Annotated in this window: 17 protein-coding genes; 15 read left to right on the top strand and 2 right to left on the bottom strand. The window is 48.6% G+C overall.

Annotated elements, in window-relative coordinates; genetic code table 11:
- Positions 1–155 precede the first annotated feature (155 nt).
- The 4 genes from ACWHX8_RS16170 (at position 156) to ACWHX8_RS16155 (ending at position 6,588) form a co-directional block, all read left to right on the top strand.
- On the top strand, positions 156–3,446 hold the full coding sequence (locus ACWHX8_RS16170; protein ID WP_447969169.1) for a hypothetical protein: 3,291 nt from the start codon (positions 156–158) through the stop codon (positions 3,444–3,446).
- 104 nt (positions 3,447–3,550) lie between these two features.
- Complete coding sequence (locus tag ACWHX8_RS16165) at positions 3,551–4,051, top strand: hypothetical protein (RefSeq protein ID WP_447969168.1); 501 nt, start codon at positions 3,551–3,553, stop codon at positions 4,049–4,051.
- A gap of 571 nt (positions 4,052–4,622) precedes the next feature.
- Positions 4,623–4,991 carry a hypothetical protein gene (locus ACWHX8_RS16160; RefSeq protein WP_447969167.1) on the top strand — a complete coding sequence of 123 codons (369 nt, stop codon included), beginning with the start codon at positions 4,623–4,625 and terminating at the stop codon, positions 4,989–4,991.
- A gap of 730 nt (positions 4,992–5,721) precedes the next feature.
- Complete coding sequence (locus ACWHX8_RS16155) at positions 5,722–6,588, top strand: SWIM zinc finger family protein (RefSeq protein WP_447969166.1); 867 nt, start codon at positions 5,722–5,724, stop codon at positions 6,586–6,588.
- A 141-nt stretch (positions 6,589–6,729) separates the two neighbouring features.
- Here the strand turns inward: ACWHX8_RS16155 and ACWHX8_RS16150 are convergent, their stop codons facing one another.
- Positions 6,730–7,614: a P-loop NTPase gene (locus ACWHX8_RS16150; RefSeq protein WP_447969165.1), complete on the bottom strand. Its 885-nt coding sequence runs from the start codon at positions 7,612–7,614 to the stop codon at positions 6,730–6,732.
- Between the two features lie 373 nt (positions 7,615–7,987).
- Here ACWHX8_RS16150 and ACWHX8_RS16145 point away from each other — a divergent pair, with 373 nt between their 5' ends.
- The 11 genes from ACWHX8_RS16145 (at position 7,988) to ACWHX8_RS16095 (ending at position 19,395) form a co-directional block, all read left to right on the top strand.
- Positions 7,988–8,473, top strand: coding sequence for a ribosome maturation factor RimP (locus ACWHX8_RS16145; protein WP_447969164.1), 486 nt, complete (start codon positions 7,988–7,990; stop codon positions 8,471–8,473).
- A 64-nt stretch (positions 8,474–8,537) separates the two neighbouring features.
- Positions 8,538–9,743: a transcription termination factor NusA gene (gene nusA, locus ACWHX8_RS16140; protein ID WP_447969163.1), complete on the top strand. Its 1,206-nt coding sequence runs from the start codon at positions 8,538–8,540 to the stop codon at positions 9,741–9,743.
- Positions 9,744–9,763: 20 nt separating this feature from the next.
- Positions 9,764–12,331, top strand: a complete 2,568-nt coding sequence (infB, locus tag ACWHX8_RS16135; RefSeq protein WP_447969162.1) for a translation initiation factor IF-2 — start codon at positions 9,764–9,766, stop codon at positions 12,329–12,331.
- A 94-nt stretch (positions 12,332–12,425) separates the two neighbouring features.
- Positions 12,426–12,707, top strand: coding sequence for a DUF503 domain-containing protein (locus ACWHX8_RS16130; RefSeq protein ID WP_447969161.1), 282 nt, complete (start codon positions 12,426–12,428; stop codon positions 12,705–12,707).
- Between the two features lie 26 nt (positions 12,708–12,733).
- Positions 12,734–13,114, top strand: coding sequence for a 30S ribosome-binding factor RbfA (gene rbfA, locus ACWHX8_RS16125; protein ID WP_447969160.1), 381 nt, complete (start codon positions 12,734–12,736; stop codon positions 13,112–13,114).
- Positions 13,115–13,144: 30 nt separating this feature from the next.
- Positions 13,145–14,152 (top strand): tRNA pseudouridine(55) synthase TruB, encoded by a 1,008-nt coding sequence (gene truB, locus ACWHX8_RS16120; protein WP_447969159.1) that lies wholly within the window; start codon positions 13,145–13,147, stop codon positions 14,150–14,152.
- A gap of 36 nt (positions 14,153–14,188) precedes the next feature.
- Complete coding sequence (gene rpsO / locus ACWHX8_RS16115; protein WP_447969158.1) at positions 14,189–14,458, top strand: 30S ribosomal protein S15; 270 nt, start codon at positions 14,189–14,191, stop codon at positions 14,456–14,458.
- A 93-nt stretch (positions 14,459–14,551) separates the two neighbouring features.
- Positions 14,552–16,648: a polyribonucleotide nucleotidyltransferase gene (pnp, locus tag ACWHX8_RS16110; protein WP_447969157.1), complete on the top strand. Its 2,097-nt coding sequence runs from the start codon at positions 14,552–14,554 to the stop codon at positions 16,646–16,648.
- 28 nt (positions 16,649–16,676) lie between these two features.
- The gene (locus tag ACWHX8_RS16105) at positions 16,677–17,942 is read left to right on the top strand and encodes a M16 family metallopeptidase (RefSeq protein ID WP_447969156.1); all 1,266 of its coding nucleotides are present in this window, start codon (positions 16,677–16,679) and stop codon (positions 17,940–17,942) included.
- Positions 17,943–18,137: 195 nt separating this feature from the next.
- Positions 18,138–18,689, top strand: a complete 552-nt coding sequence (locus ACWHX8_RS16100) for a hypothetical protein (RefSeq protein WP_447969155.1) — start codon at positions 18,138–18,140, stop codon at positions 18,687–18,689.
- Between the two features lie 79 nt (positions 18,690–18,768).
- A complete protein-coding gene (locus tag ACWHX8_RS16095) occupies positions 18,769–19,395 on the top strand; it encodes a hypothetical protein (protein ID WP_447969154.1) in 627 nt (208 codons plus the stop codon).
- A 62-nt stretch (positions 19,396–19,457) separates the two neighbouring features.
- On the opposite strand, the gene mutS is transcribed toward ACWHX8_RS16095, so the two are convergent.
- A complete protein-coding gene (gene mutS / locus ACWHX8_RS16090; protein WP_447969153.1) occupies positions 19,458–22,100 on the bottom strand; it encodes a DNA mismatch repair protein MutS in 2,643 nt (880 codons plus the stop codon).
- Positions 22,101–22,125 lie beyond the last annotated feature (25 nt).

Genomic DNA, 22,125 nt, shown 5'->3' with positions numbered 1-22,125 from the left:
TTATCACGGCAACGTCTCACACGTAAAAAATATCTTGACAGAAGCCCAACAATAAAAAACAATGAAGTACATTTCTTCATGTACGGTCTCGGAATGCGCGGAAAAGATTTTTGCGCTTGGACGGAGTGAGTAAAGGGGCAGAGGAGGGCCACTTTATGAAGGCAAGTCAGCTTAAGGCGAACACGTTTTTTCGGTCGGTGGTCTGGTTTCTCATCGCCAGTCATCTCTTTTGGGGGCACGTCGTTCTCGCACAGAGTCTTCCCGCTGAGACGGAATCCGTAGGAATCGTTTCCAATATCTCTGGTCAAGTCTTTCTCCATCATTCACATCAACCTGCCATTGGCGAACGACTAGAATTTAAAGGTCCAGTTGTCTACGGCGACCAAATCCGAACAGGCGATGATTCCATGCTTGCCATGCTCATTAACCATGAGACCTTGGTGGTCATGGAGGAACAATCTGAACTTCAAATCCTACAAGATGGCCAGTTGTCCAAAGTTATCCATGTATTGAATGGGCACATCTGTGTTTCAACCAAAACAGATGGTTTGCCGATTGTCCTCAAGACTGAAACCTTTTCTCTTGCGATTGAACCTGCCTCTATTGTTGGGATCACGGTTACTCCACCAACGAGCCAAGGGTCTTTTGCCGGAAACGAGTCCTTGAGTGAATCAAGACCTCTTCTGAGTTCGGGGTATTCCCTCGCTTCGCAAGATCGTGTTGCGGCCAATCATATGACATCGACGGTACATGTAGTGGAGGGACATGCGGCGTTCTTGTCCGATGACTCAAGTGCGGTGCAGACGAGTTTAGGTGCCCAGCAGGGTGTTCAAGTGATCGGAGAGTCTGTGAGCAACCCGTTTGTAGATCAAAATGCTCCATGGCGTGTTCAAGAATTTCAAGCCAATCCACAACACACAGGAACACCAGTAGAAGCTCAAACACAAATTGTAGGAGCGCAGCAACAGCAAGCTGATAACTTAGTGGCTGCGTTGTTTGAGCCGGACCCAGCGGCGAACCTTGAACCAACATTACCCCCCTCTGTGATTGTTGAAGATGATCGTATTCCCACAACAGAATTTAGACAGTCTGGAGATGGAGAAACGGAAGTGGTAGTAACTCCGCCGCCACCTCCGCCACCGGCACCAGTACCACCACCACCTCCGCCTCCACCGCCTCCGCCGCCACCGGCCCCAGTGCCGCCACCACCGCCTCCGCCACCACCACCGGCGCCAGTACCGCCACCTCCGCCTCCTCCGCCACCACCGGCCCCAGTGCCGCCACCTCCGCCTCCTCCGGCCCCAGTGCCACCGCCACCTCCTCCGCCACCGGCTCCAGTGCCGCCACCGCCACCACCACCTCCGCCACCACCGGCCCCAGTGCCGCCACCGCCACCACCACCTCCGCCACCACCGGCCCCAGTGCCGCCACCGCCACCACCACCTCCGCCACCACCGGCCCCAGTGCCGCCACCACCACCGCCACCACCACCGGCTCCAGTGCCACCGCCACCGCCGCCACCACCACTGCCGCCTGGTCCTGGTCAGTCGGGATTCCCCGCTAGTGCAGGGAGTCCAGCTGTCATACTTTCCGGCGGGAGCACAATGGGGATAAATGCTCCGTTTGTGGCATCGACAAACGGGTCTTCATCAAGCAATGGGCCTCCGGTCATTCTGGCGTTAGACAATTACTCTGGAGGCATATCCAATATTCCCATGTCTTCCGTGGGGACCATTGCGCCATCTGTTTCCTCTGATTTGTTGTCGGCCTTCGAGGACCCTAGTAACGCCGGCACCCTCTTGGCTGGTATTCGTACTCAAAATACGCCGACTGGACAGGCCACGATTTTAGGGGGGCTTGCTCTTCAAGATTCGACGGTGAATGCGTCGGTTGATGTGGCACAATTTGCCAATGCGAATGTGGAGGTACAAGGGTCAATTCTTGAATTAGGCAATAGTACGTTCACAGCCTCGGATGACTTGCTGAATGTATCGAACAGTACGGTGAATGCCTCAGCTAGCACAGCGTTGGTGCGTGTGCTTGGAGGCAGTGCCCTGACTGTCAATGGAACCGTGGTGTCCACGAATGGCAGTCAGCTCAATGTGGACAATGGGTTGCTCGATATTCAAGATGGTGGAACGATGAATGTCGCCGGAAATCTCCTGATGAACGTGGGGCAGAATGTGCTGACATCGGGGGATACCTTCATTACGGTTGAGCAAGGGGCCCTGACCGCTGATAAGTTTTCCGGCCGGAGCTCAGACATGAATTTAACAATCACCAATGGTGGGTTCTTGGCTTTGTCGGACGAGAGTCAGGTGTCCACTGTCAATGGGTTTGGGTTTGTGATTCGAAACATCACCAGCGATGAGACCTTCGTAACCGTTGATAGTAGTGTGCTTGAGATGGGGGGAGACACGAATGGCGTGCTGGCAAGATTGTCCGAATCCTTTATCGTGAATTCCGGAGGAGTATTAGATGTTAATAATTCCGGAGAGGTGTCGGTTGGATCTATTATCAGAGGAAGTGGAACCACCCCAAGTGCCGGAACGCTGAGCGACACGGCTGTTGTCGTGAATAATCAAAGTGAGGTGACAGCCAATCACGTCGTGCATCTGGATAATTTAATTTCCGCGACAGACTTGATTCTTACCGTGAACGATGGTGGGCTTCTTGATCTGCAGAATGTCAGTAGGGGAAGTTTTGATACGGTTGCGACAGTAGCCGGGAGTTCGATCGTCACCGATGAGACGTTGGTGCGTGTCGATCAAAGTACACTGGCTATGGGGTCGGAAATGCTTTCAGTAACGCAGAAAGGTGTTCCAGGGAACGTGACGGTGAATAACGGAGGCGTGCTGTCACTGTCGAATGGCAGTCGATATGTGGATGCACAACTTCTTGATGCGACCAGTCCATTGGTTGTTCTGGTTCAAAGCACGATGTCGACGGGCTCAAACTTCCTTGACGTGACTAGCGGATCGACATTGGTTGCGAATTTGCCGAATGATGCATTGGTGTCATTGGATGCCAGCCGGCTCACCGTCAATGGCTCCTTAGTCAATGTGACGGGCGCCAATAGCGCGGTGAGTGTAACTGGGGCGATTTTTAGTCTACAAAATGGTAGCGTGTTAGAGATTGCCGGTGGTGCATTAGTCGAAACGAATGCCGGTGGTCTCTTTAATTTGACGGGTCCCTTAGGGCAGTTTGGCGGAGGCTCTGCGGCCAATCCCAATATCTTAAGTGTGACAAATAATGCTTGTGCGAGTAGTGCCTGTACGGCTCCGTTTGCGGCATTTCCAGAGTTGCGGGTTGCAGGACCTGTCAATGTTCAGCAGGGGTTCAATCCTCTAGAAGGATTTGACCCTTCAGGCAATCAGCTGAATATCAGTGACGATGCGGCTGTGCTGGTGAACACTGGAGGCACGATTAACCTCAACAATAATTAATATTCACCTCGTACTGCAGCAGTGAATGACACGATGTCCGCCACACCTCTCATTCGGTGATGGGAGGTGTGGATCAAGAGTAAGTTTCTGGGAGAGCGAACCTTATGACGATGAAACGTGGGTTGTTGTTTCCTGTGTGGCTGATGACATGTTTCTTCTTGGTGTTATCCGATGGGATCGTGTTTGCCGATGCTGAACAGGCAAAAGAGCAGATTATCGAACACTTAGAATTTTTGGGGTATGAGTGTGATCCCATGAATCAAGGAGTGAAAGTCACGCATCCGTCGAAGATCGGGTTTCTCTTGGTGCCTCTCAAAGATGGGATTATGGTGCAGTCGGCTTTTGCCGGCATCGAGTCGCAGTCTCGTTCCGAAGCTCATGATGCTATCGACAGTAACCTTTCGCAGCTTTCGCTTATTAACGACTTGAATCGGCATGCCTCGGTCTCACGCTTTTTCTGGGCCGATACCGGTGAGCTTGTGATTCGAGCCTCTATCCTCGGGAGTTACGATAAGCGTCGCTTTTCGACATTTATGCAAGCATGGGAAAAGGATGGTCAAACGTTAGGGAAGAACTACCAAAACTTGCGACCGTATTTAAAGTAGCGGTTTTCTCGCAGATTTTTTGAACTACGTCAGCCTCGTCAATTTCACGCGATCATTTTCAACAAACTATCTACCCCCTCTCATCATTATCATCATCTCAATCTCATTTTTATAAGTATTTCCACTTGAGTTTTCGTGGAGTTCTTTCTTTGTAAAGATGGACAATGAGCTGAATGTCTCTATAGCCGTTCGAATTTACTTCCGTCTGTATGACGTGTGTTTTTGCGCTGTGTACATGATGTACATTCGGCTGGAAGTTATTTGGTTTCGCTATAGTCATACGTAGAAATCATTGCATAATTATAGCGAATCCAAATAAATACCAAAGAGGAAAATACAACAAACTCAGCGCGATACAACGTTTCAAGTAGCGGAAGTTATTGGAAACGGCTATAAGCTTGTCGTATGAAAGTCTGGCCCATGTGTTGTTTTGGAAAAATTCCCAATGAAACTAGGGCGATGAGTATTCTTGTTCATGAAGCCGTGGATGTGCGTTTAAGGAGCAGTGAGTTGAAACCGACAAGATTATCAAACATTGTGCCATTTATTGGTTGCTCTGCACATTCGAATCATGCCGATTGTTTTCATAGCTCAGAGTCAAATGATTGTTCGATTGGGTTGCGTTCTGTTCTTGTTGCTGATGTGCAGTGGAGTGCTGGGGTGCGCGACTGACGGTCGCTATCGAGAAGACTATGACATTCAACATCTCAAGGTGGTATTTCTTGATCAGCAAACCTTACATGAAGAGTGGGGAAATCGGACGGGGCAGAGCGGCGTTCAATTCATGCCGTCTCATGGCGGCAGCATGCCGTCACTCAAAACGCTGAGAGGGTTTTTTGATTTTACGACGAACACATTATATTGCCCTAAATGGAATTTTGCGGTCTGCGGTCATGAGTTACATCATGCTGCCTTAGGCCATTTCCATGATAAAGAATAGCTCTTTCTAGTGTATGGGGTTTCTCTCTCCATTGCCCCCTGGTATCCCTGCCGTTGTGTCGAATGAATATGTAGGTCATCTTACCGCTTTTTGCTATTCCTTTTGAAATCCCCTGTACGACATCCGCATGTTCACATTCTGATGAGATTTGTTGCTGGTGTGTTGTCTAACGTGTAGGTCATTGAAAATATTGTGTTGTTCTGGAATTTGTTTCATGTGACTGTGTTCGTAAATTGATACATGCATGCCATGAAATATGTTGGCTAAGGGTACTTGATCATGCATAATAGATGAATGGACTTGTTGGTTCATGCAAGTTCGGCAGATGTTTGGTGTTCTCCCTCTAATGGACCAAAGGAATGTTGGTGGACGATAAGGCAGGTTGTGATCTGTTCTGTTGTCATGTGGAATTATTTTCGTAATTTTGCTGCACACGGAAGGGAATCCTCGTGAGGTGTCGTGTTGGGTATGGTCGTAGAAGGGCCAGCTCGGTGAGAGTCGAAAATTGGACCGTAAGCGCCCGTGTGCCTACGTTAATTTTTGGCTTGTGCGACCGATATAGTACATGACGTGAAGGTCCTCTTGTTGCAACGTATTGAATGCTCTTCTTCGATCTGACTCAGGAACGGATATGTTGACAGCAATGGCTTTACTGCGATGACGATCAACGATGCCTGTGAGTCCTGTTGCCTGTAGAACGCTAGTCCAATTCTAAGCGAGTGAGGAGCCTATGCGTAATCGAATCGCGTGTTCGGCACAAACGCTCACACAACTCCAGCCTGATATGATTCATTCTGTCGTTGGCGGGCAAGTGTATAGCCTTGGTAAGCAATACTTTACCGAGAGCCGGGTTCAAATCCTTGAGTCTGGTGCTGGTTCTGTTTCTGCTGAGGTGAGTGGGACGTTTGGAGTCTATTCGCAGACTATCAAGTTACGCTCTGGCGTTTTGTCGACCAAATGTTCGTGTCCTTCAAATGAGAAGCCGTTTTGTCGTCATTGTGTTGCCGTGTTGCTTCAGCACTATGATGGGACAGCGGCTGATCATGAGCCGATTAACGAGTCCGATCATTCGGCTCCTTCGGTGGTCTCGTCGGTTCAAGGACAGAGCACAGGGGGACATTCGACCTCGAATGATTTTAATTTCCGAGACGTGACGGCTTTTGTCGATTGGTTAGAGTCGTGTGTGAACAAGTTGGGACAGGCTGAAGCATTACCTGCGCCTCCTAAGTTGCCAGCAGGTGCTGTACGGGAATGGAGTATTGCGATTGATTCACTGCATCGACAATTTCTGAAAAACGAAGAAGCGCATGGCGAAACGCAAGCAAATCTTCAGGCAGCGCAAGAACAAATTGTGCGATTGACTCAAGATTTGGAAGAAGCCAGGCATGAGGCCAAGAATGCTCAAGCGGCGTCTGAAGAATTTAAAGCGGAAATCCATCAGTATCAAGCGTCGCTTGCAGACTCAGATCGTGTCGGGCAAGAGCGAGATGGGCTTGCTCAGCAGCTCAAGGGGGTTCGTGAAGAATTGGAGAAAAAAGGCGCTGAGTTAGGCGGTCTTTCGGAGGCACTCACCACGTTGTCAAAAAGTCTTCCATAACGTCTGCAATTTCTAGGTCTCTGGCATTCTGCCGCCTGCGACTCTCCAAGAATCTTTCCCTTGTCTTTTGCATTTTCATTGCTGAAGTTTCCCTGTTCACGCTGTGTGGTGATGAGGTGGCTGAACGTCTGAAGGCGTATTTCACGTGACTGAGAGTCGAGCTGCCATATTGTCAGCGATGTGTTCAAGGGCTATGGCTGGAGGCGATGTGGGGTCAAGGTCGACGACCGGTAAATATTTCTGGACCGATCGGACAATTGATTCATGCTCAGGAATATTTCCGAGTAAGGTAAGGTCGGTTCCGACGTATTGCTTCAGAAGACTCTGAAGCTGCAACGTATTAATTCGTGACCCACTCGTCATTCGGTTGAGAATCAAATATGGCTGAAAATCTTGTAGGGCCTGCCGCGCTACTGGGACTCCCTCCTCATTGGTTTCTCCCACGGCTTCCAAGACCTCCGACATGCTTTGAAATTCTCGGTCAAGAAGGGCATTGGCAACGGGGTCTCGAGCGGCAAATGCCGTGAGAACTTTTCGGATGGCCGCGAGTTTAATAAAGCGATAGAGATCAAGGACTGAGGTTGGGTCAGGCGTTGCAACGGCTAAGTGGTGGTCAGCTAACAGAAAAAAATCCAGTGTGTGATAATGTGTTCCCGCTCCGACATCGACAACGATGACATCGGCATGAAGTTCCTTTAGATGGCGTATGAGTCGTTTTTTTCTGGCATGTTGAAGATTGGCCGTGCGCAGGGTATCCCCGGTCCCAGGGATCAGTCGAAGGTTGTGATAGCCATTGACGGGTTGAGCGACCTCTTCGAGTGTTTTAATGCGGTGACTCAGGAAATCTGTCATCGTTGCAGTTGGGTGAAACAGACCAAACAGGATATGCTGATTGGCTCCACCGGTATCAAAGTCCGTTAAGATAACTCGTTTTCCTCGTTTTGTGAGAAGAAGTGCAAGGTTACTGCTAATGACACTTTTTCCTACGCCACCTTTCCCAGATGCGATTGACAGGATTTTGGCCATACTGTTCCTTGAAAATAGATGCTGCGTGAGTGTGGAAGCCTGTGTTGTCTAGGCGTCGACTCAGTGCTCTCGTGATAATGAGAATGCCTTTATAAGCAGTCTATCATAGGGGTAGTCTTAAGCCTATGGAGTGATGAGTGCTTGCCGCAGCGTGTTTTTGGTGAATGTTCGGGTAGGGGCCAGTTCCGGACGGCTTGGAAGGTGGAAGAGCCGAGGTGGGAAATGGTCCCATTCGCACAGGCTCTTGCGTTTAGACTAAAGAAATGCTAGGGTCGCAGCAAGGTGGAGTGGGCGAATGCCCACTTTTTTTTGTTCTTAAACTACTGAAAAATTAGAGTATGCGAATAGAACCCCAATCTATTCGTATTTGAGCATGACGGGTTCAGGTCACAGTGTCGAGCAACGGATTGAACAGGTTGCGAGTCCTTTGGCTCATGCGCTGAATGTGGAACTTGTTGAAATTCGTTGTTTGGGAAGAGGAGCTGGCTCCTGCATTCGTATAACCATTGATAAGCCGGGTGGTATTGGGATTAAAGATTGTGAGGAGCTCCATCATTCCTTGAGTCGGGCACTTGACGTTCTCGATCCCCTTCCTTATGCCTATAGACTTGAGGTATCTTCCCCAGGATTAGATCGGCCTCTTAAGCATCGTCAAGACTACCAACGTGCATTGAACAAGTTAATACGCGTGAACTTGCTGAGCGATGAGAAGAAAAAGTCCTTTATCGTTGGGCATTTACAGGAAGTAACCGACGAAGGCATCTGCTTAAAGCCTGTCCCGTCTAAAGGGGCTCAGAAGCCTCATGTCACGCTGGCGTGGGGGATGTTTGACAAGGGCAGACTGGAAATAGAATTCTAGATGGCAACACTATCAAGATGGGTTGAATGTCCAACCATTATTCACTTTGATCGGGAGCTGATACATGAAGCGTGAATTAATGGCAGTGATCGAGCAAATTGGCCGTGAGAAAGGCATTGATAAAGATCGTGTCCTCGCTGCTGTTGAATCGGCTCTCGTGACGGCTGCAAAAAAACGTTATGGGCATGGTGAGAATATTCAAGTCGATGTCGATCACGAAACAGGTGAAATTTCTATTGTTTCAAAGAAAACCATTGCCGAGACCGTGACGGATGCGCGCACTGAAATTTCGCTCGAAGAGGCTCGCCAAATTGATAGTGATGCGGAGATGGGCGATGAAATTGGTTCGTTAATCGATATGGAGGAATTTGGCCGGATTGCCGCACAAGCAGCAAAGCAAGTCATTTGCCAGAAGGTCAGAGAAGCGGAATGGGAAGCGGTTGAGCGTGATTATTCCAAACGGCAAGGCGATCTCGTTCATGGCGTTATTCTTGGCCAGGAACGTCGAAATTATCTTGTTGAAATAGGAAAAACCGAGGCTCTTCTCCCTCTACAGGAGCAAATCCCTCGAGAAACGCATCGTCGTGGTGATCGAATTCGAGCCTACCTGCTTGAAGTTCGCCGGACCCCGAAGGATGTACAAGTGATCTTGTCGAGGGCTCATCCGCAGTTTGTCGTGAAGCTGTTTGCCTTAGAGGTGCCAGAGGTTTCGGAGAAGATTGTTGAGATCAAAGGCGTTGTGCGTGAGCCTGGAGATCGAACGAAAATTTCCGTTGCCTCGCGTGATAAAGCCGTGGATCCGGTTGGGGCGTGTGTCGGAATTAAGGGCTCGCGCGTCCAGGCTATTGTCCGAGAACTTCGTGGAGAGAAAATTGATATTATCCCTTGGACCAACGATCCGAGAGTGTTTATTGGAGAAGCCCTGAATCCTGCATCCATAGAAAAGGTTGGAATTGACGAAGAAAAGAAGGCCGCCTTGGTCGTGGTTGCCGACTCTCAACTGTCACTTGCCATTGGAAAAAATGGGCAAAATGTTCGATTGGCTGCCAAGTTGACCGGATGGAAAATTGACATCATTAGTGCGACAGAGTACGAAAAAGAAAAACTCGAACGAGACAGAGATATTAAGGCGGCTCTTGCAGAAGAAACCGCAGCACAATCGAGTCCCGATGAATCTTCAGGACACAAGGCGGTTGAGCCGGACACCGCCAATGCTGTTGATTCCCCTGGGGCGAGTGATGAGCCGGCGCCAACAACTGAAACCGTTTAACGTGTGAGGGTTATTGCTGGATGAGAGTGTATGAGTTAGCCAAAAAGCTGGGGATGGAAAGTCGAGTCCTTATCCCTGAATTGGTTCAACTGGGGATCGAAGTCACGTCTCATAGCAATACGCTGGATGACGAAAGCGTTCGGCGAGCGGTTGAAGTCATTCAAGGGAAAAAGCCTGTTGATGGCGTGGATGATGCGAAGAGGCCGGGACGAAAAGGCACGGCAAAAGCCGCTGGTACGTCTGGTAAGAAAAGTAAAGGATCGAGTGGGTCTTCTGCCACCGTTGACGAACCCAAGAAACCTGAAAAGAAACATATTCTCATCAAGCGGAAGAAAGTTGAAGAAGACCCCGACTCTGATTTACCTGTCGGAGAAGTCACCGAAGGCACGATTGATCGTGAGCTAGAGCCTGGAGTTCCTCCAATTTTAGATAGTCCAGCTGAAGGCGTTCCTGAATCAGTTGCTCTATCCCAGTCTGATGCTGAAACCGAAGTTCCGCCTCCTCTCGCTGTCACGCCCGAGCCAGAGCGTGAGTCTCAGCCAGAAAGTTCCAGTACGCTTGATCCTTCAGTAAGTGAAGACTCAACAGTAGTTAGTGCCAAGGCTGAAAACAAGGATGCTCCGAAATCATCCGTTGCTGATCCAATTGAAGGGAAAATTAAAAAGCCCAAAAAAGTTGGGAAGAAACGTGACGATGATCTCTTTGCTGCCAAGTATGAGGATGCCGCTCGGTGGCAAGATCTTCGTCCCCTGCCAGCGTTGCGACGTGAAGAGCGGTCGCGTCCAAGCCAATCCACTTCAGCCACTGAAGTCACGAAGCCAAGAAAGAAGGGAATAAAAGTTCATGCCGGAATCTCGGTCAAAGAATTTTCCGAGTTATTAGGGCAACGTCCGGCTGAAGTGATTAGAAAACTTATGGATATGGGAATTGTTCTGGCGATGAATCAGCCAATGGATTTAGACGCGGCAGCCTTAATTGCTGAGGGTGCAAACGTGAATATTGAGATTGCTGCGGAGAAACAGGGAGAAGATCTTCTTGAGGAAGTTCTTGAGGAAGTCACTGAGAAACAGTTAGTGTCTCGAGCTCCGGTTGTCACGATTATGGGGCATGTGGACCATGGGAAAACCTCATTGCTCGATGCCATTCGTCAAACGCATGTGACGGATCGCGAAGCTGGCGGGATTACGCAGCACATCGGGGCATACTCTGTAAAAGTTGGTGAGAAGCGGGTGACATTCCTGGACACGCCAGGTCATGAGGCCTTTACGGCCATGAGGGCTCGCGGAGCGCAAGTGACGGATATTGTCGTCCTGGTTGTTTCGGCTGATGATGGGGTGATGCCGCAAACGGTCGAGGCCATTCATCATGCGCAGGCCGCCAATGTTCCTATTGTCGTCGCTGTCAATAAAATTGATAAGCCCGACGCCAACCCTGAGAGGGTGAAGCAGGGGCTCAGTGAGCATGGCCTGATCTCTGAGGCATGGGGCGGGCAAACGATTTTTGTCGAAGTGTCTGCCAAAGAAAGGCAAGGGCTAGATCAACTGTTGGAAATGCTTCTCTTGCAGGCTGAAATTCTTGAGCTCAAGGCTGACATTGCATGTTCCGCGAGGGGTGTGGTGTTAGAAGCGAGATTGGACCGAGGACGAGGACCGGTGGCGACAGTGCTTGTTCAACATGGAACTCTCAAAACGTCCGCCATATTTGTCATGGGCGCCGTCAGTGGTCGTGTCCGAGCGTTAAATTCTGACACAGGCGCAAAGCTCAAGGAAGCTGGTCCCTCCATTCCTGTGGAAGTGATTGGTCTTTTGAGTGTGCCGGCGGCCGGTGATCAATTCGTTGTCGTAAAAGATGAGCGAATGGCTCGGGGCATTGCAGAAGGGCGTCAAGAAAAGCAGCGCACGGCTGACTTGGCCGCTACGGGACCGCGCCGAACCCTTGATGAGTTTTATGCGGAAATGCAAGAAGGCGAGGTGAAAGAGCTTGCTATACTCATAAAGTCGGATGTCCAGGGGTCTGCCGGTGCTATTTGTGATGCCGTGGAGAAGTTTTCCTCCGATCTTGTGCGTTTTCGAGTGATTCACAGCGGTGTTGGAGGAATTAGTGAGTCTGATGTATTGTTAGCCGCCGCATCGCAAGCCCTAGTCATAGGCTTTCATGTCCGCCCAGAGCCAAAAGCGGCTGCCTTGGCAGAGCGCGAAGGTGTGGAGATTCGACTGCATACGGTCATTTATAAAGTTATGTCTGAACTCAAGTCGGCTGCCGAAGGTTTACTGGCGCCGACATTGAAGGAACGGGTACTTGGACGTGCTGAAGTCCGGCAGTTGTTTACCGTTCCGAAAATGGGAACGATTGCTGGTTGTTATGTCACCGATGGCATGATTGCACGATCAAGTGCGGGTATTCGAGTCCTTCGCGACAATGTGCTGGTGAATGAAGGAAAGCTCGGGTCATTGCGGCGCTTTAAAGACGACGCTCGCGAAGTCCAGCAAGGCTATGAATGCGGAATTGGCGTCGAGAATTTTAATGATCTCAAGGTTGGCGATATTCTTGAAGCCTTCGTCTATGATGAGGAAGCCGTTAAGCTATGATATTGAATCAATCAGCGTTCCAATTCATAGTCGCGTATGACCTGAACGTGTTGGAAGTCGGCTAGGTTTCTTCATGCGATGGCGATGATGTGGAATGGTCATTGGACTGTGCACTGTTGAGTTGCATTTCCCTGATAGTCAATCGTTAAAGGCGAAACGTCAAATTCTTTCCAGTCTAAAGACTCGGCTTCATGGGAAATTCAATGTCTCTGTGGCTGAAGTCGATGATCAAGATCTTTGGCAGAGCGCGGTCCTGGGCATTGCCTGTGTGGCCAACGAATCGGGGCGAGTGAATCAGGTGTTAGATCAGGTTCTGAACACCATTCAAGCGAATCCGACTTTGGAGTTGTGTCGATCACGTATTGAATTATTGTAAGAGGGTTCTGTCGAACGTGCATGCTGATGGCCAAACCGGGTTACAAACGAGCAGAGCGGGTCGCGGATCAAATTCGCATGGAGGTGGCTGATATTCTTGCTCGCAAGATAAAGGATCCTCGTATTGGTTTTATCACCGTGACGGATGTCGATCTCAGTCCAGACCTTCGTTTTGCCAAAATTTATGTGACATCACTTCGTGAAGGTGAATCGGACGAGGTGGCGTTAGATGGGCTTTCGAGTGCTGTGGGATTTGTTCGAGGGGAGCTGGGGCGACGTCTTGAGTTACGGTATACTCCCGACATCACGTTTTGCCAAGATGCTAGTCGTCAGCATGGTCGTCGAATCGATCAGTTGTTGGATTCACTTCAACATCATGAAGATGGCTCCGATCCCTTATCACGCTGAGGACGACAAAGGAACAAATCAGTACGTTATATGGATGCTACCCTCGCAGCGACGACCCCACAAGGCCAATCCAAGATCGTGCCACGTCATGTTCATGGAATTCTGAATGTTCGGAAACCAGTTGGGTGGACGTCTCATGATGTTGTGCTTCGTCTTCGACGAGTATTTGGTATTCAGAAGATTGGTCACGCAGGAACATTAGATCCTGCAGCTACTGGCGTGCTTCCTGTTTTGCTGGGTAAAGGGACCAAAGTTGCGAATCATCTGTTGGAGTGGGAAAAGGAATACGTCGCGGTTCTGCGTCTTGGGCAAGCAACTGATACTCAGGATGCGACGGGAAGGATCATTCAAGAATCGTCTCTTGCTGGGTTGTCTGAAGATCAGATCCGATCAGTTGTGAATGAGTTTGAGGGTGATATTCAGCAAATTCCTCCAATGTATTCAGCGGTCAAAATCAAGGGGCAACCTCTCTATCGCGCAGCTCGACGAGGAGAAATCGTTGAACGACGTCCAAGGCCTGTCACGATTTATCGACTGGAAACGCTGGCGGTCAAGGGCTGTGATGTGCATGTACGGGTACAGTGTTCTAAGGGAACGTATATTCGAACTTTGTGTGCAGATATTGGTGATCGGTTACACGTTGGAGGCCATTTGCTCTGGCTTGAACGAAGCCGTGTCGGGCCTTTTTGTGTGCAGGATGCTCTTGATGTCGACGAGTTGACGGAAAATTTTCTCGCTCCAGAGATGCGTCGTTCATTTTTGACGATTGATGAGGCGCTTCCCCAATTGCCTGTTGTAGTGGTGAAGACTGAAGACATGAAAAAGGTGATGAATGGCGTTCCAATTCCGTGGGGAGATGTCTGCGTGAGTCAAAGTCAAGCTGGTGACATGAATCAAATGCGTGAGGGGCAACGTATTCGAATGCGTGATCAACAAGGGCGGTTGTTGGCTATTGGAATCACGGGTTCGTCGGCTCGATCGACGGGAGGACATGAGGGCACAAACGTACGAGTTGAAACCATGTGTATTGAGCGATAATTTCAGAAGAGAGCATACTACGAGGAGGGAAATGCGATGGCATTCACAAAGGAAGCCAAGGTAGCCGTTGTACAGCAATTTCAGCGCAATGAGAAGGACACAGGTTCCTCTGAGGTTCAAATTGCGGTGTTGACGAGCCGGATCATCGATTTGACGGAACATTTTAAACAGCACAAAAAAGACCACCATTCTCGTCGAGGGTTGTTGAAAATGGTGAGTCGGCGACGTCGTTTGTTGGACTATTTACGTCGAGTGGACCAAGCGAAGTACCAGACCTTGTTAGGGTCGCTGGGTTTGCGGAAATAATTATCACGCAATGCCGATTGTTATATTGGCCTTGAGGTACAAATTTTTGGTTCCGAGTTGCCGAGTGCGGAAACCGCTCGAGAGGAGAGAGCAATGATACATGCCGTAGAGATCGAGGTTGGTGGGCAAACCCTTCGCTTAGAAACAGGGAAAATGGCGAAACAAGCTGATGGTGCCGTGTTAGCCTCGTATGCAGATACTGTGGTATTGGCGACGGCTGTCTCAGCAAAGACGCTCAAGCCACAGACTGATTTTTTGCCATTGACGGTGAACTATCAAGAGAAAACCTATGCGGCTGGTAAGATTCCCGGTGGATTTTTTCGTCGTGAAGGTGCGCCAAGCGAAAAAGAGGTATTGACCAGTCGTTTAATCGACCGGCCAATTCGTCCCCTTTTCCCTGAAGGGTATCACTATGAGACGCAAGTTATTGCCTCAGTGCTTTCCGTGGATCAGACTCTTTCCTCCGATATTGTTGGCATGACGGCATCGTCTGCCGCATTGGCGATTTCCGATATCCCCGTAGGTGGGCCGTTGGCGGGCGTGAAAATTGGTCGATCCAATGGTCAATTTGTGGTGAATCCTGATGTCAAGACCATGGAGGCAAGTGATTTAAATCTTGTCGTCGCAGGGACGGCTGATGCGGTGATGATGGTCGAAGCCGGGGCTCACGGACTATCGGAGTCCACGATGCTCGAAGCTATTGAATTGGCCCATGCAGAAATTAAAAAAATTGTCGCAAAAATCGTTGAGTTGCAAAAGCTTGTTGGTCGGGAAAAGCGGGCGTTTGAGATTGAACCCGTTGATGCAGAACTGGAAGCTCACGTTCGTGCCATCGTGGCAGAGCCCATTCGTCAAGCGATTGTCATTGCAGACAAGAGTGCTCGACAGGGACAACTTGATCTGGTTCGTCAGGATGCTGTTCAGAAGCTTGCCGAAGACGATGAGGCTCGCGCCGAACAAGTCAAACGTATTTATCATGACTTGGAATATTCAGAAGTACGAAAAATGATTTTAGATGGGAAAGTCCGGGCCGACGGGCGTGGGCCTGCAGATATCCGTCCCATTACCTGCGAAGTTGGGTTGCTCCCGAGAACGCATGGCTCTTCTCTTTTCACGAGAGGAGAGACGCAAAGTTTAGCCGTTGTGACATTGGGGACGAAAGAAGATGAGCAACGTATCGATGCGTTGGAAGGAGAATATTTTCGACGATTTCTGTTGCATTATAATTTTCCGCCATTTTGCGTAGGCGAGGCAAGGCCGCTTCGTTCTCCAGGACGCCGTGAAGTCGGGCATGGCAAGCTGGCCGAGCGCGCCTTATCGTCTATTCTTCCCACGCAAGAAGAGTTTCCATACACGATTCGGGTTGTTTCAGATATTTTAGAGTCCAATGGGTCGTCATCTATGGCGACGGTCTGTGGCGGGACGTTAGCGATGATGGATGCTGGCGTTCCAATCAAGGCCCCAGTTGCAGGCATTGCAATGGGGTTGATTTTGGAACAAGGGCGTTCGTTAATTCTCTCAGATATTTTAGGACTTGAAGATCACTTGGGGGACATGGATTTTAAGGTAACTGGAACGAAACAAGGCGTCACGGCACTTCAGATGGATATCAAAATATCAGGCGTCACGCCAGGGCTTATGAAGGAAGCGTTGGAGCAGGCTCGCGTTGGACGTTTACATATTTTAGAGAAAATGGATGAGGCCCTTTCCACTCCCCGTGAAACGCTTGCCGCCTATGCGCCACGGATTTTTAATTTACAAGTCAAGCAAGATCGCATTCGTGACGTCATTGGCCCAGGTGGAAAAACCATACGGAGTATTATTTCTGAATGTGGCGTGAAAGTGAATGTCGATGATTCTGGTCTTGTCACCATTGCCGCAGTTGATGGTGAGTCAGCGGAAAAAGCCAAGGAAATGATCAATCGTTTGGTTGAAGAAGTGGAGCCTGGGAAAATTTATCTCGGCACCGTTAGGAAAATTGTAGATTTCGGTGCCTTTGTGGAAATTCTTCCGAATGTCGATGGCCTTGTGCATATTTCGCAATTGGCCCCCCACCGGGTTCAAGCCGTGTCCGATGAAATCTCAGAGGGGGAACAAATTCTTGTCAAAGTCCTTGAGGTGGATCGACAGGGAAAAATTCGCCTGAGTCGAAAAGATGCGATGGGTGAAAGTGCTCCAGCGGAAGCGTAATTCCTGATCAAATCCCAAAGAGCTAGGCGTGTATAAAAAAGTCATATTAGACAATGGTGTGCGGGTCGTACTTGAGCGAATGTCTTCACTCAGATCAATTGCGATCGGTATCTGGGCCAATGTGGGGAGCCGTAACGAGGCTGTACGTGAGTCCGGTTATTCTCACTTTATCGAACACATGATGTTCAAAGGAACGAAGCGGAGAACGGCTGCGCAAATTTCTAACGAAATCGATGCTCTTGGCGGGGAAATGAATGCATTTACGACGCATGAGGCCACCGCATTTTATGTGAAAGTCTTGGATCAGCATGTTGGCCATGCCCTCGATTTGTTGGCTGATTTGTTTCATGAGTCTCGGTTTAGCACAGCGGAAATTCAAAAAGAAAAACAGGTGATATTAGAAGAAATTCGTATGGTCAAGGATGATCCTGAAGATCTCGTTCATGAGCTCCACGGGAAAGATGTCTTAGGCACACATCCCTTGGGGCGCCCCATATTGGGTGAACCTGAGACCATGTCGAGTTTGAAGAGACGTGATCTTCTTCGGTACCTACAAGATCAATACCATCCAGAAAAAACTGTCGTGTCAATTGCAGGTAATTTTAAAGTCGAGGAATTGCTTCCTCAATTGAATCAGTACTTTGGTGGGTGGTCGCGCGATCGAGCCTCTAAGCCATCTGAAGTTCAGATTCCATGGCCCGACAACGATTCGTCTAAAGCACGCGTGTATCGTAAAAAACTTGAGCAAGTTCATCTGTGCATGGGTTTTAAAGGATTGCCGGTTGGACATCCGGATCGATATACCGCCAATGTGTTAAACACCATTCTTGGAGGAGGCGTGAGCTCTCGTTTATTTCAACAGTTGCGTGAAAAACGAGGGTTGGCCTACACAATTTATTCGCACCTATCGGGGTTCTCCGATGGTGGGTTGCTGACTGTGTATGCTGCGACACGATCAGAGGAAGTTGAAACAGTTGTTCGGGTGGTGTGCAAAGAAATTCAGAAACTGTGTCGGCGAGGAGTAACAGAAGACGAACTTCAGCGTACAAAAACCCAACTCAAGGGGAACCTGATGTTAGGGTTAGAAGGCACCTATGGACGTATGAATAAATTGGCTAAAAATGAGTTATATCAGGGTCGGTATGTCTCACTACAAGAGATGATTAAAGAAATTGACAGAATTTCCATCGGTGACATTAACCAATTAAACAAGCAACTCCTTGATTTAAATGGACTTGTGGTTACAGCGTTAGGGCCGGTTCCCAGAAATATCACATTAAATGACGTGCATTAAATACCATGGGGATTTGGTGAATAATTGCTTGACAACCAGATCGTGGATAAGTAGCATGGTCCTCTAATTTCCGAAAAGAAAAAACTGGTACAATACGCAAAAGAATTGAGTGGTTGTTTTGAAAAAAGAGTGTTCCCAAAAGATTGTTGGTATCCTTTATTTAAGTCATTCTAACAACAGTGAAGGAGGGAGGAGATGAACAAGTCATCTTTTCGTGTTGGGGTCGTAGCGCTCGTTGCCTTCGGTCTTCTGACATTTGGTATGACCGGTATTTCCCTTGCTCAAATGGGTCCCGCTGACAAAAATCCAAAAGCGAAGGGCAAGGCTGGTGATGTCGCTAGTCAAGGAGAGATCACCTACAAAGGGAAAAAAGCTACAAGCTTAAAGGGTCGATTGTACTCTCACTGGGCGGATAATCCAGAAGGTGAAGTACTGTTTGGCATTCAGTATTGGAATTCGTCTGATCCAGCAGAAACGGGGAACTTCCCTGGCCGAGCCTCTGACGATCGAAGCGTGGCTTTGCCTGATCCGCTCGTTGCCTGTTGTAGCTGGGGCTTCACTGGTGGAGAGGACAATAACAAATCCTATGCCGGTTGGTACAACCCCCAAACCACCGTTCGGTTACGGGTAAAAGACAAGGCGTTGTTAGATCAAATCACCAAGGCCGCACAAGATTTCGTGGCCATGGAAGTGCAGCTTGCTGATGGCGATACCATTACAGGCTTCAAAGTCATGGAAGAAGAGTAGCACGGTCTGTCTACGTGTAATTAAGAATTTTGAAACTTTATTATATTCAATGAAATTCTTGAAGAGGAGGGAAGGCATTATGAAAGGTCGTAAGACTCGGTTGGCAGTTCTTGCTGCCATTGCCCTGGTTGGTGGAATGGCCTCCAATGCCATGGGCATTGAAGCGTTCCAAGAGCGCTTTGAGTGGGGTGACCTGAGCAAGCCGACGACTCTACATGCTCGAGTTGCCGTTGTGGATCCATATGACAAAGCTGCTTGGGTCAATGTCGCTGTCTTTGGTGGGAATGCCGAAAGCGGGTACTACTGGCAAAAGTATTACCCGGGCAAAAACCTTAAGGTGTATGCTGGAAATGACGAGGTCTGGAATCAGCTTCAGTCACTCGGTAAAGACTCCCAAAGTCAAGCCGTGATGACAGGAACAAAGCCTTCCAAGTATTCCTTAGTCGAAATTACAGTTCAAGAAACTGAGCAAAATCATCGAGTCGTCCAATCATTGAAGGTCGTTGATGACAACGCCGGTTCGCCAGAAAAGCCAAGAAATATGGCTAGTCTTCGATCGACAACGATTCAACAGGCTATGATCGATGATTATTGGCCACAGAGCAGAAAAATGCTTTATGATGTGTTGATTCCTGGAGGTCCAGCCATTTCAGGTATCATCAGAAATTCTAATCAAGGTGTTGAGTACCGCCAAATCACTCCATAAGATTAGAACGCATTTCAGTTAATCAAAAAGGGAGCAGCTACTAGGTAAGCTGCTCCCTTTTTTTATTCTTTCTCTGCCTGCTCGAGTCGATGCTTCATATCAGCTAATCGGTTAAGGGCCTCAAGTGGAGTCATGGCAAATAGGTCCATTTGTTTGACCTCGTCAAGGATGACATGACCGGGCGGTGAGGTTTGGTCTAGAAGTGGCTGTTGTTCATTTGACTCGTATGTTGAACTGGCTGACTCATGCTCAAGTTGTCTGAGAATATTTTGTGCCCGTTGAATGATCGTATCTGGAAGCCCTGCTAATTTTGCAACATGAATTCCGTAGCTTCTATTAGCCTTTCCTTTGATAATTTTTCTTAGGAACAGGACATCTTGGTTTTTTTCTTTTATTTGTACCGTATAGTTTTTTAATCCCTCACGCGTTTCTTCTAGTTCTGTCATCTCATGATAATGGGTAGCAAATAGCGTTCGTGCTCCAATATGACAACGATCAAGAATATATTCCGCAACGGCCCAGGCAATGCTGAGTCCATCGTACGTACTAGTGCCTCGTCCAACCTCATCAAGTAAGATCAAGCTTCTCGATGTTGCTGCTGTAAGAATTTTTGATGTTTCTGCCATTTCCACCATAAATGTGCTTTGGCCTGCCGCAAGATCGTCCGATGCGCCAATGCGTGTGAAAATTCGGTCGACCAAACCAATATGTGCAGATGTGGCAGGGACGAAGCTTCCGATTTGTGCCATGAGTACAATCAGTGCAACCTGGCGAAGATACGTGCTCTTTCCCGCCATATTGGGGCCTGTGATTAACAGGAGTCGCTGTTGGTCAAGGTCAAGAATCGTGTCGTTTGAAATAAATCCACCTGATAGTTCTGTTTGTTCTATAACCGGATGACGTCCCTCAGTAATAGAGATGACGCTGCCCTGATCAATCTCTGGCTTAACATAACGATTTATTGCTGCGGTTTCTGCTAGTCCTGCTAAGACATCTAGTTGAGCAATGATGCTTGCCATATGTTGTATGCGCTGCGTGGCTTGAGTAATTTGAAGGCGGAGTTGTCCGAAAAGAGAGGCTTCAAGGTTTTTAATCTTTTGATCAGCCCCCATGATTCGATTTTCCAGTTGGGTCAACTCTTCAGTTGTAAATCGTTCGGCATTGACGAGTGTTTGTTTGCGGATATAATCATCGGGAATTTTTGCAAGATGTGTTTTCGTGACCTCGATGTAATATCCAAACACACGGTTATACTTAATTTTGAGTGATTCAATTCCGCTTCGAGCTTTTTCACGTACTTCCAGCTCTGCAATCCATCGTAGGCCTTCACGTGCGACCTTTCGAAGTTCATCGAGTTCACTATGAAATCCTTCTCGTATAATGCCTTCATATCCAGAAGTTGGAGGAGCTTCCGTGGTGATGGTCTGATCAATGAGTGTCTTGATGTCTTCCACATTATCCCAGGAACTCATAAGATTTTTAGCAAGAGTACTTTGCAGGGAGTCCAGATGTACTCGAAGGTTCGGTAAAACCGTCAAGGATTGTTGCAAGCCAAGTACATCGCGAGGCACTGCAACTCCCAATGCAATGCGGCTATTTAATCGTTCAAGGTCCTGGACTTCTCGGAATAACGTCCGTAGCTCACTGCGAACTCGAAGATTGGTGACGAACTCCGCAATAACTGACAATCGTGCGTGAATTTCTGTCAGATCAATCAACGGACGCACGATCCATTGTCGAAGGAGACGGCCAGCCATGGCTGTCACGGTTTTATCTAATATCGTGAGTAAGGTTGCGCAGTCACGGTCTTGAGAAAATGGTTTGATGAGTTCCAAATTTCGGATGGTCACTCCGTCAAGCTCCATTTCTCTCTGTGCAGAACGAAGCCGGGGTTTTTGGATATGTTGATGATTCATCCCTGGCTGAGTTGTTTGGAGGTAATGGAGGAGGCTTCCAGCTGCCTCAATGCCTCTCGTCAACCGTGGAAGTTCAAGTTCGTCTGCACGGTGAACATGAAAGTGCGTCGTCAAACGCAAGAGATTTTTCTCGGCGTCAAACCAGCTTGCATCGTGTTGGACCAGCCGAGACTGACGGAGGTCTTTGAGAGACTGAAGCATGTCTGAGGGGGTGAAGTTAGGAAGGATAATTTCTCGAGGTTCCAGACGGACTAATTCATCCATAAGGGACATGCGGTGTTGGGGAGTTCCGTATTCAACGACCCAAAATTCTCCGGTAGACAAGTCCAGTGTGGCCAGTCCGTACTGAATTGTGCTTGTCGAGCGATCATGGGCAGAAGGAGGTATGCAGGAGATTGACGCAAGAATATTTGCCTCCTTTGAGGGCAAGAGGTCACTATCAAATAGGGTACCTGGGGTATACAGACGGACGACTTCTCTCCGTACGAGCCCTTTGGCGGCTTTGGGGTCTTCCACTTGTTCGCAGAGGGCGACGGTCTTTCCGGCCTTCAGGAGTTTGGCAATGTATCCAGTGGATGCATGATATGGAATTCCGCAAAGCGGTATGGGGGTATCTTTATTTTTACCGCGTGAGGTGAGGACAATATCTAGTAACTTTGATGCTTCTTCGGCATCTTCAAAAAACATTTCATAGAAGTCCCCCACTCGAAAAAATACAATAGCCTCTTGGTGCTTGGCTTTGACTTCTCGAAATTGTCGCATCAAAGGGGTTGTGTCAGTTTCAGCCATAACGGTCATTTCTTTCTACGGCACG

Source organism: Nitrospira sp. M1 (assembly GCF_965152605.1).
The sequence above is the reverse complement of the archived record's forward strand: the minus strand, read 5'-3'. Positions and strand labels throughout refer to the sequence as shown.

Coding starts and splice junctions, on each gene's coding strand:
- ACWHX8_RS16170 (WP_447969169.1), top strand. CDS start 156: ATGAAGGCAAGTCAGCTTAAGGCGAACACGTTTTTTCGGTCGGTGGTC.
- ACWHX8_RS16165 (WP_447969168.1), top strand. CDS start 3,551: ATGACGATGAAACGTGGGTTGTTGTTTCCTGTGTGGCTGATGACATGT.
- ACWHX8_RS16160 (WP_447969167.1), top strand. CDS start 4,623: ATGCCGATTGTTTTCATAGCTCAGAGTCAAATGATTGTTCGATTGGGT.
- ACWHX8_RS16155 (WP_447969166.1), top strand. CDS start 5,722: ATGCGTAATCGAATCGCGTGTTCGGCACAAACGCTCACACAACTCCAG.
- ACWHX8_RS16150 (WP_447969165.1), bottom strand. CDS start 7,614: ATGGCCAAAATCCTGTCAATCGCATCTGGGAAAGGTGGCGTAGGAAAA.
- ACWHX8_RS16145 (WP_447969164.1), top strand. CDS start 7,988: ATGACGGGTTCAGGTCACAGTGTCGAGCAACGGATTGAACAGGTTGCG.
- nusA (WP_447969163.1), top strand. CDS start 8,538: ATGAAGCGTGAATTAATGGCAGTGATCGAGCAAATTGGCCGTGAGAAA.
- infB (WP_447969162.1), top strand. CDS start 9,764: ATGAGAGTGTATGAGTTAGCCAAAAAGCTGGGGATGGAAAGTCGAGTC.
- ACWHX8_RS16130 (WP_447969161.1), top strand. CDS start 12,426: ATGGTCATTGGACTGTGCACTGTTGAGTTGCATTTCCCTGATAGTCAA.
- rbfA (WP_447969160.1), top strand. CDS start 12,734: ATGGCCAAACCGGGTTACAAACGAGCAGAGCGGGTCGCGGATCAAATT.
- truB (WP_447969159.1), top strand. CDS start 13,145: ATGGATGCTACCCTCGCAGCGACGACCCCACAAGGCCAATCCAAGATC.
- rpsO (WP_447969158.1), top strand. CDS start 14,189: ATGGCATTCACAAAGGAAGCCAAGGTAGCCGTTGTACAGCAATTTCAG.
- pnp (WP_447969157.1), top strand. CDS start 14,552: ATGATACATGCCGTAGAGATCGAGGTTGGTGGGCAAACCCTTCGCTTA.
- ACWHX8_RS16100 (WP_447969155.1), top strand. CDS start 18,138: ATGAACAAGTCATCTTTTCGTGTTGGGGTCGTAGCGCTCGTTGCCTTC.
- ACWHX8_RS16095 (WP_447969154.1), top strand. CDS start 18,769: ATGAAAGGTCGTAAGACTCGGTTGGCAGTTCTTGCTGCCATTGCCCTG.
- mutS (WP_447969153.1), bottom strand. CDS start 22,100: ATGGCTGAAACTGACACAACCCCTTTGATGCGACAATTTCGAGAAGTC.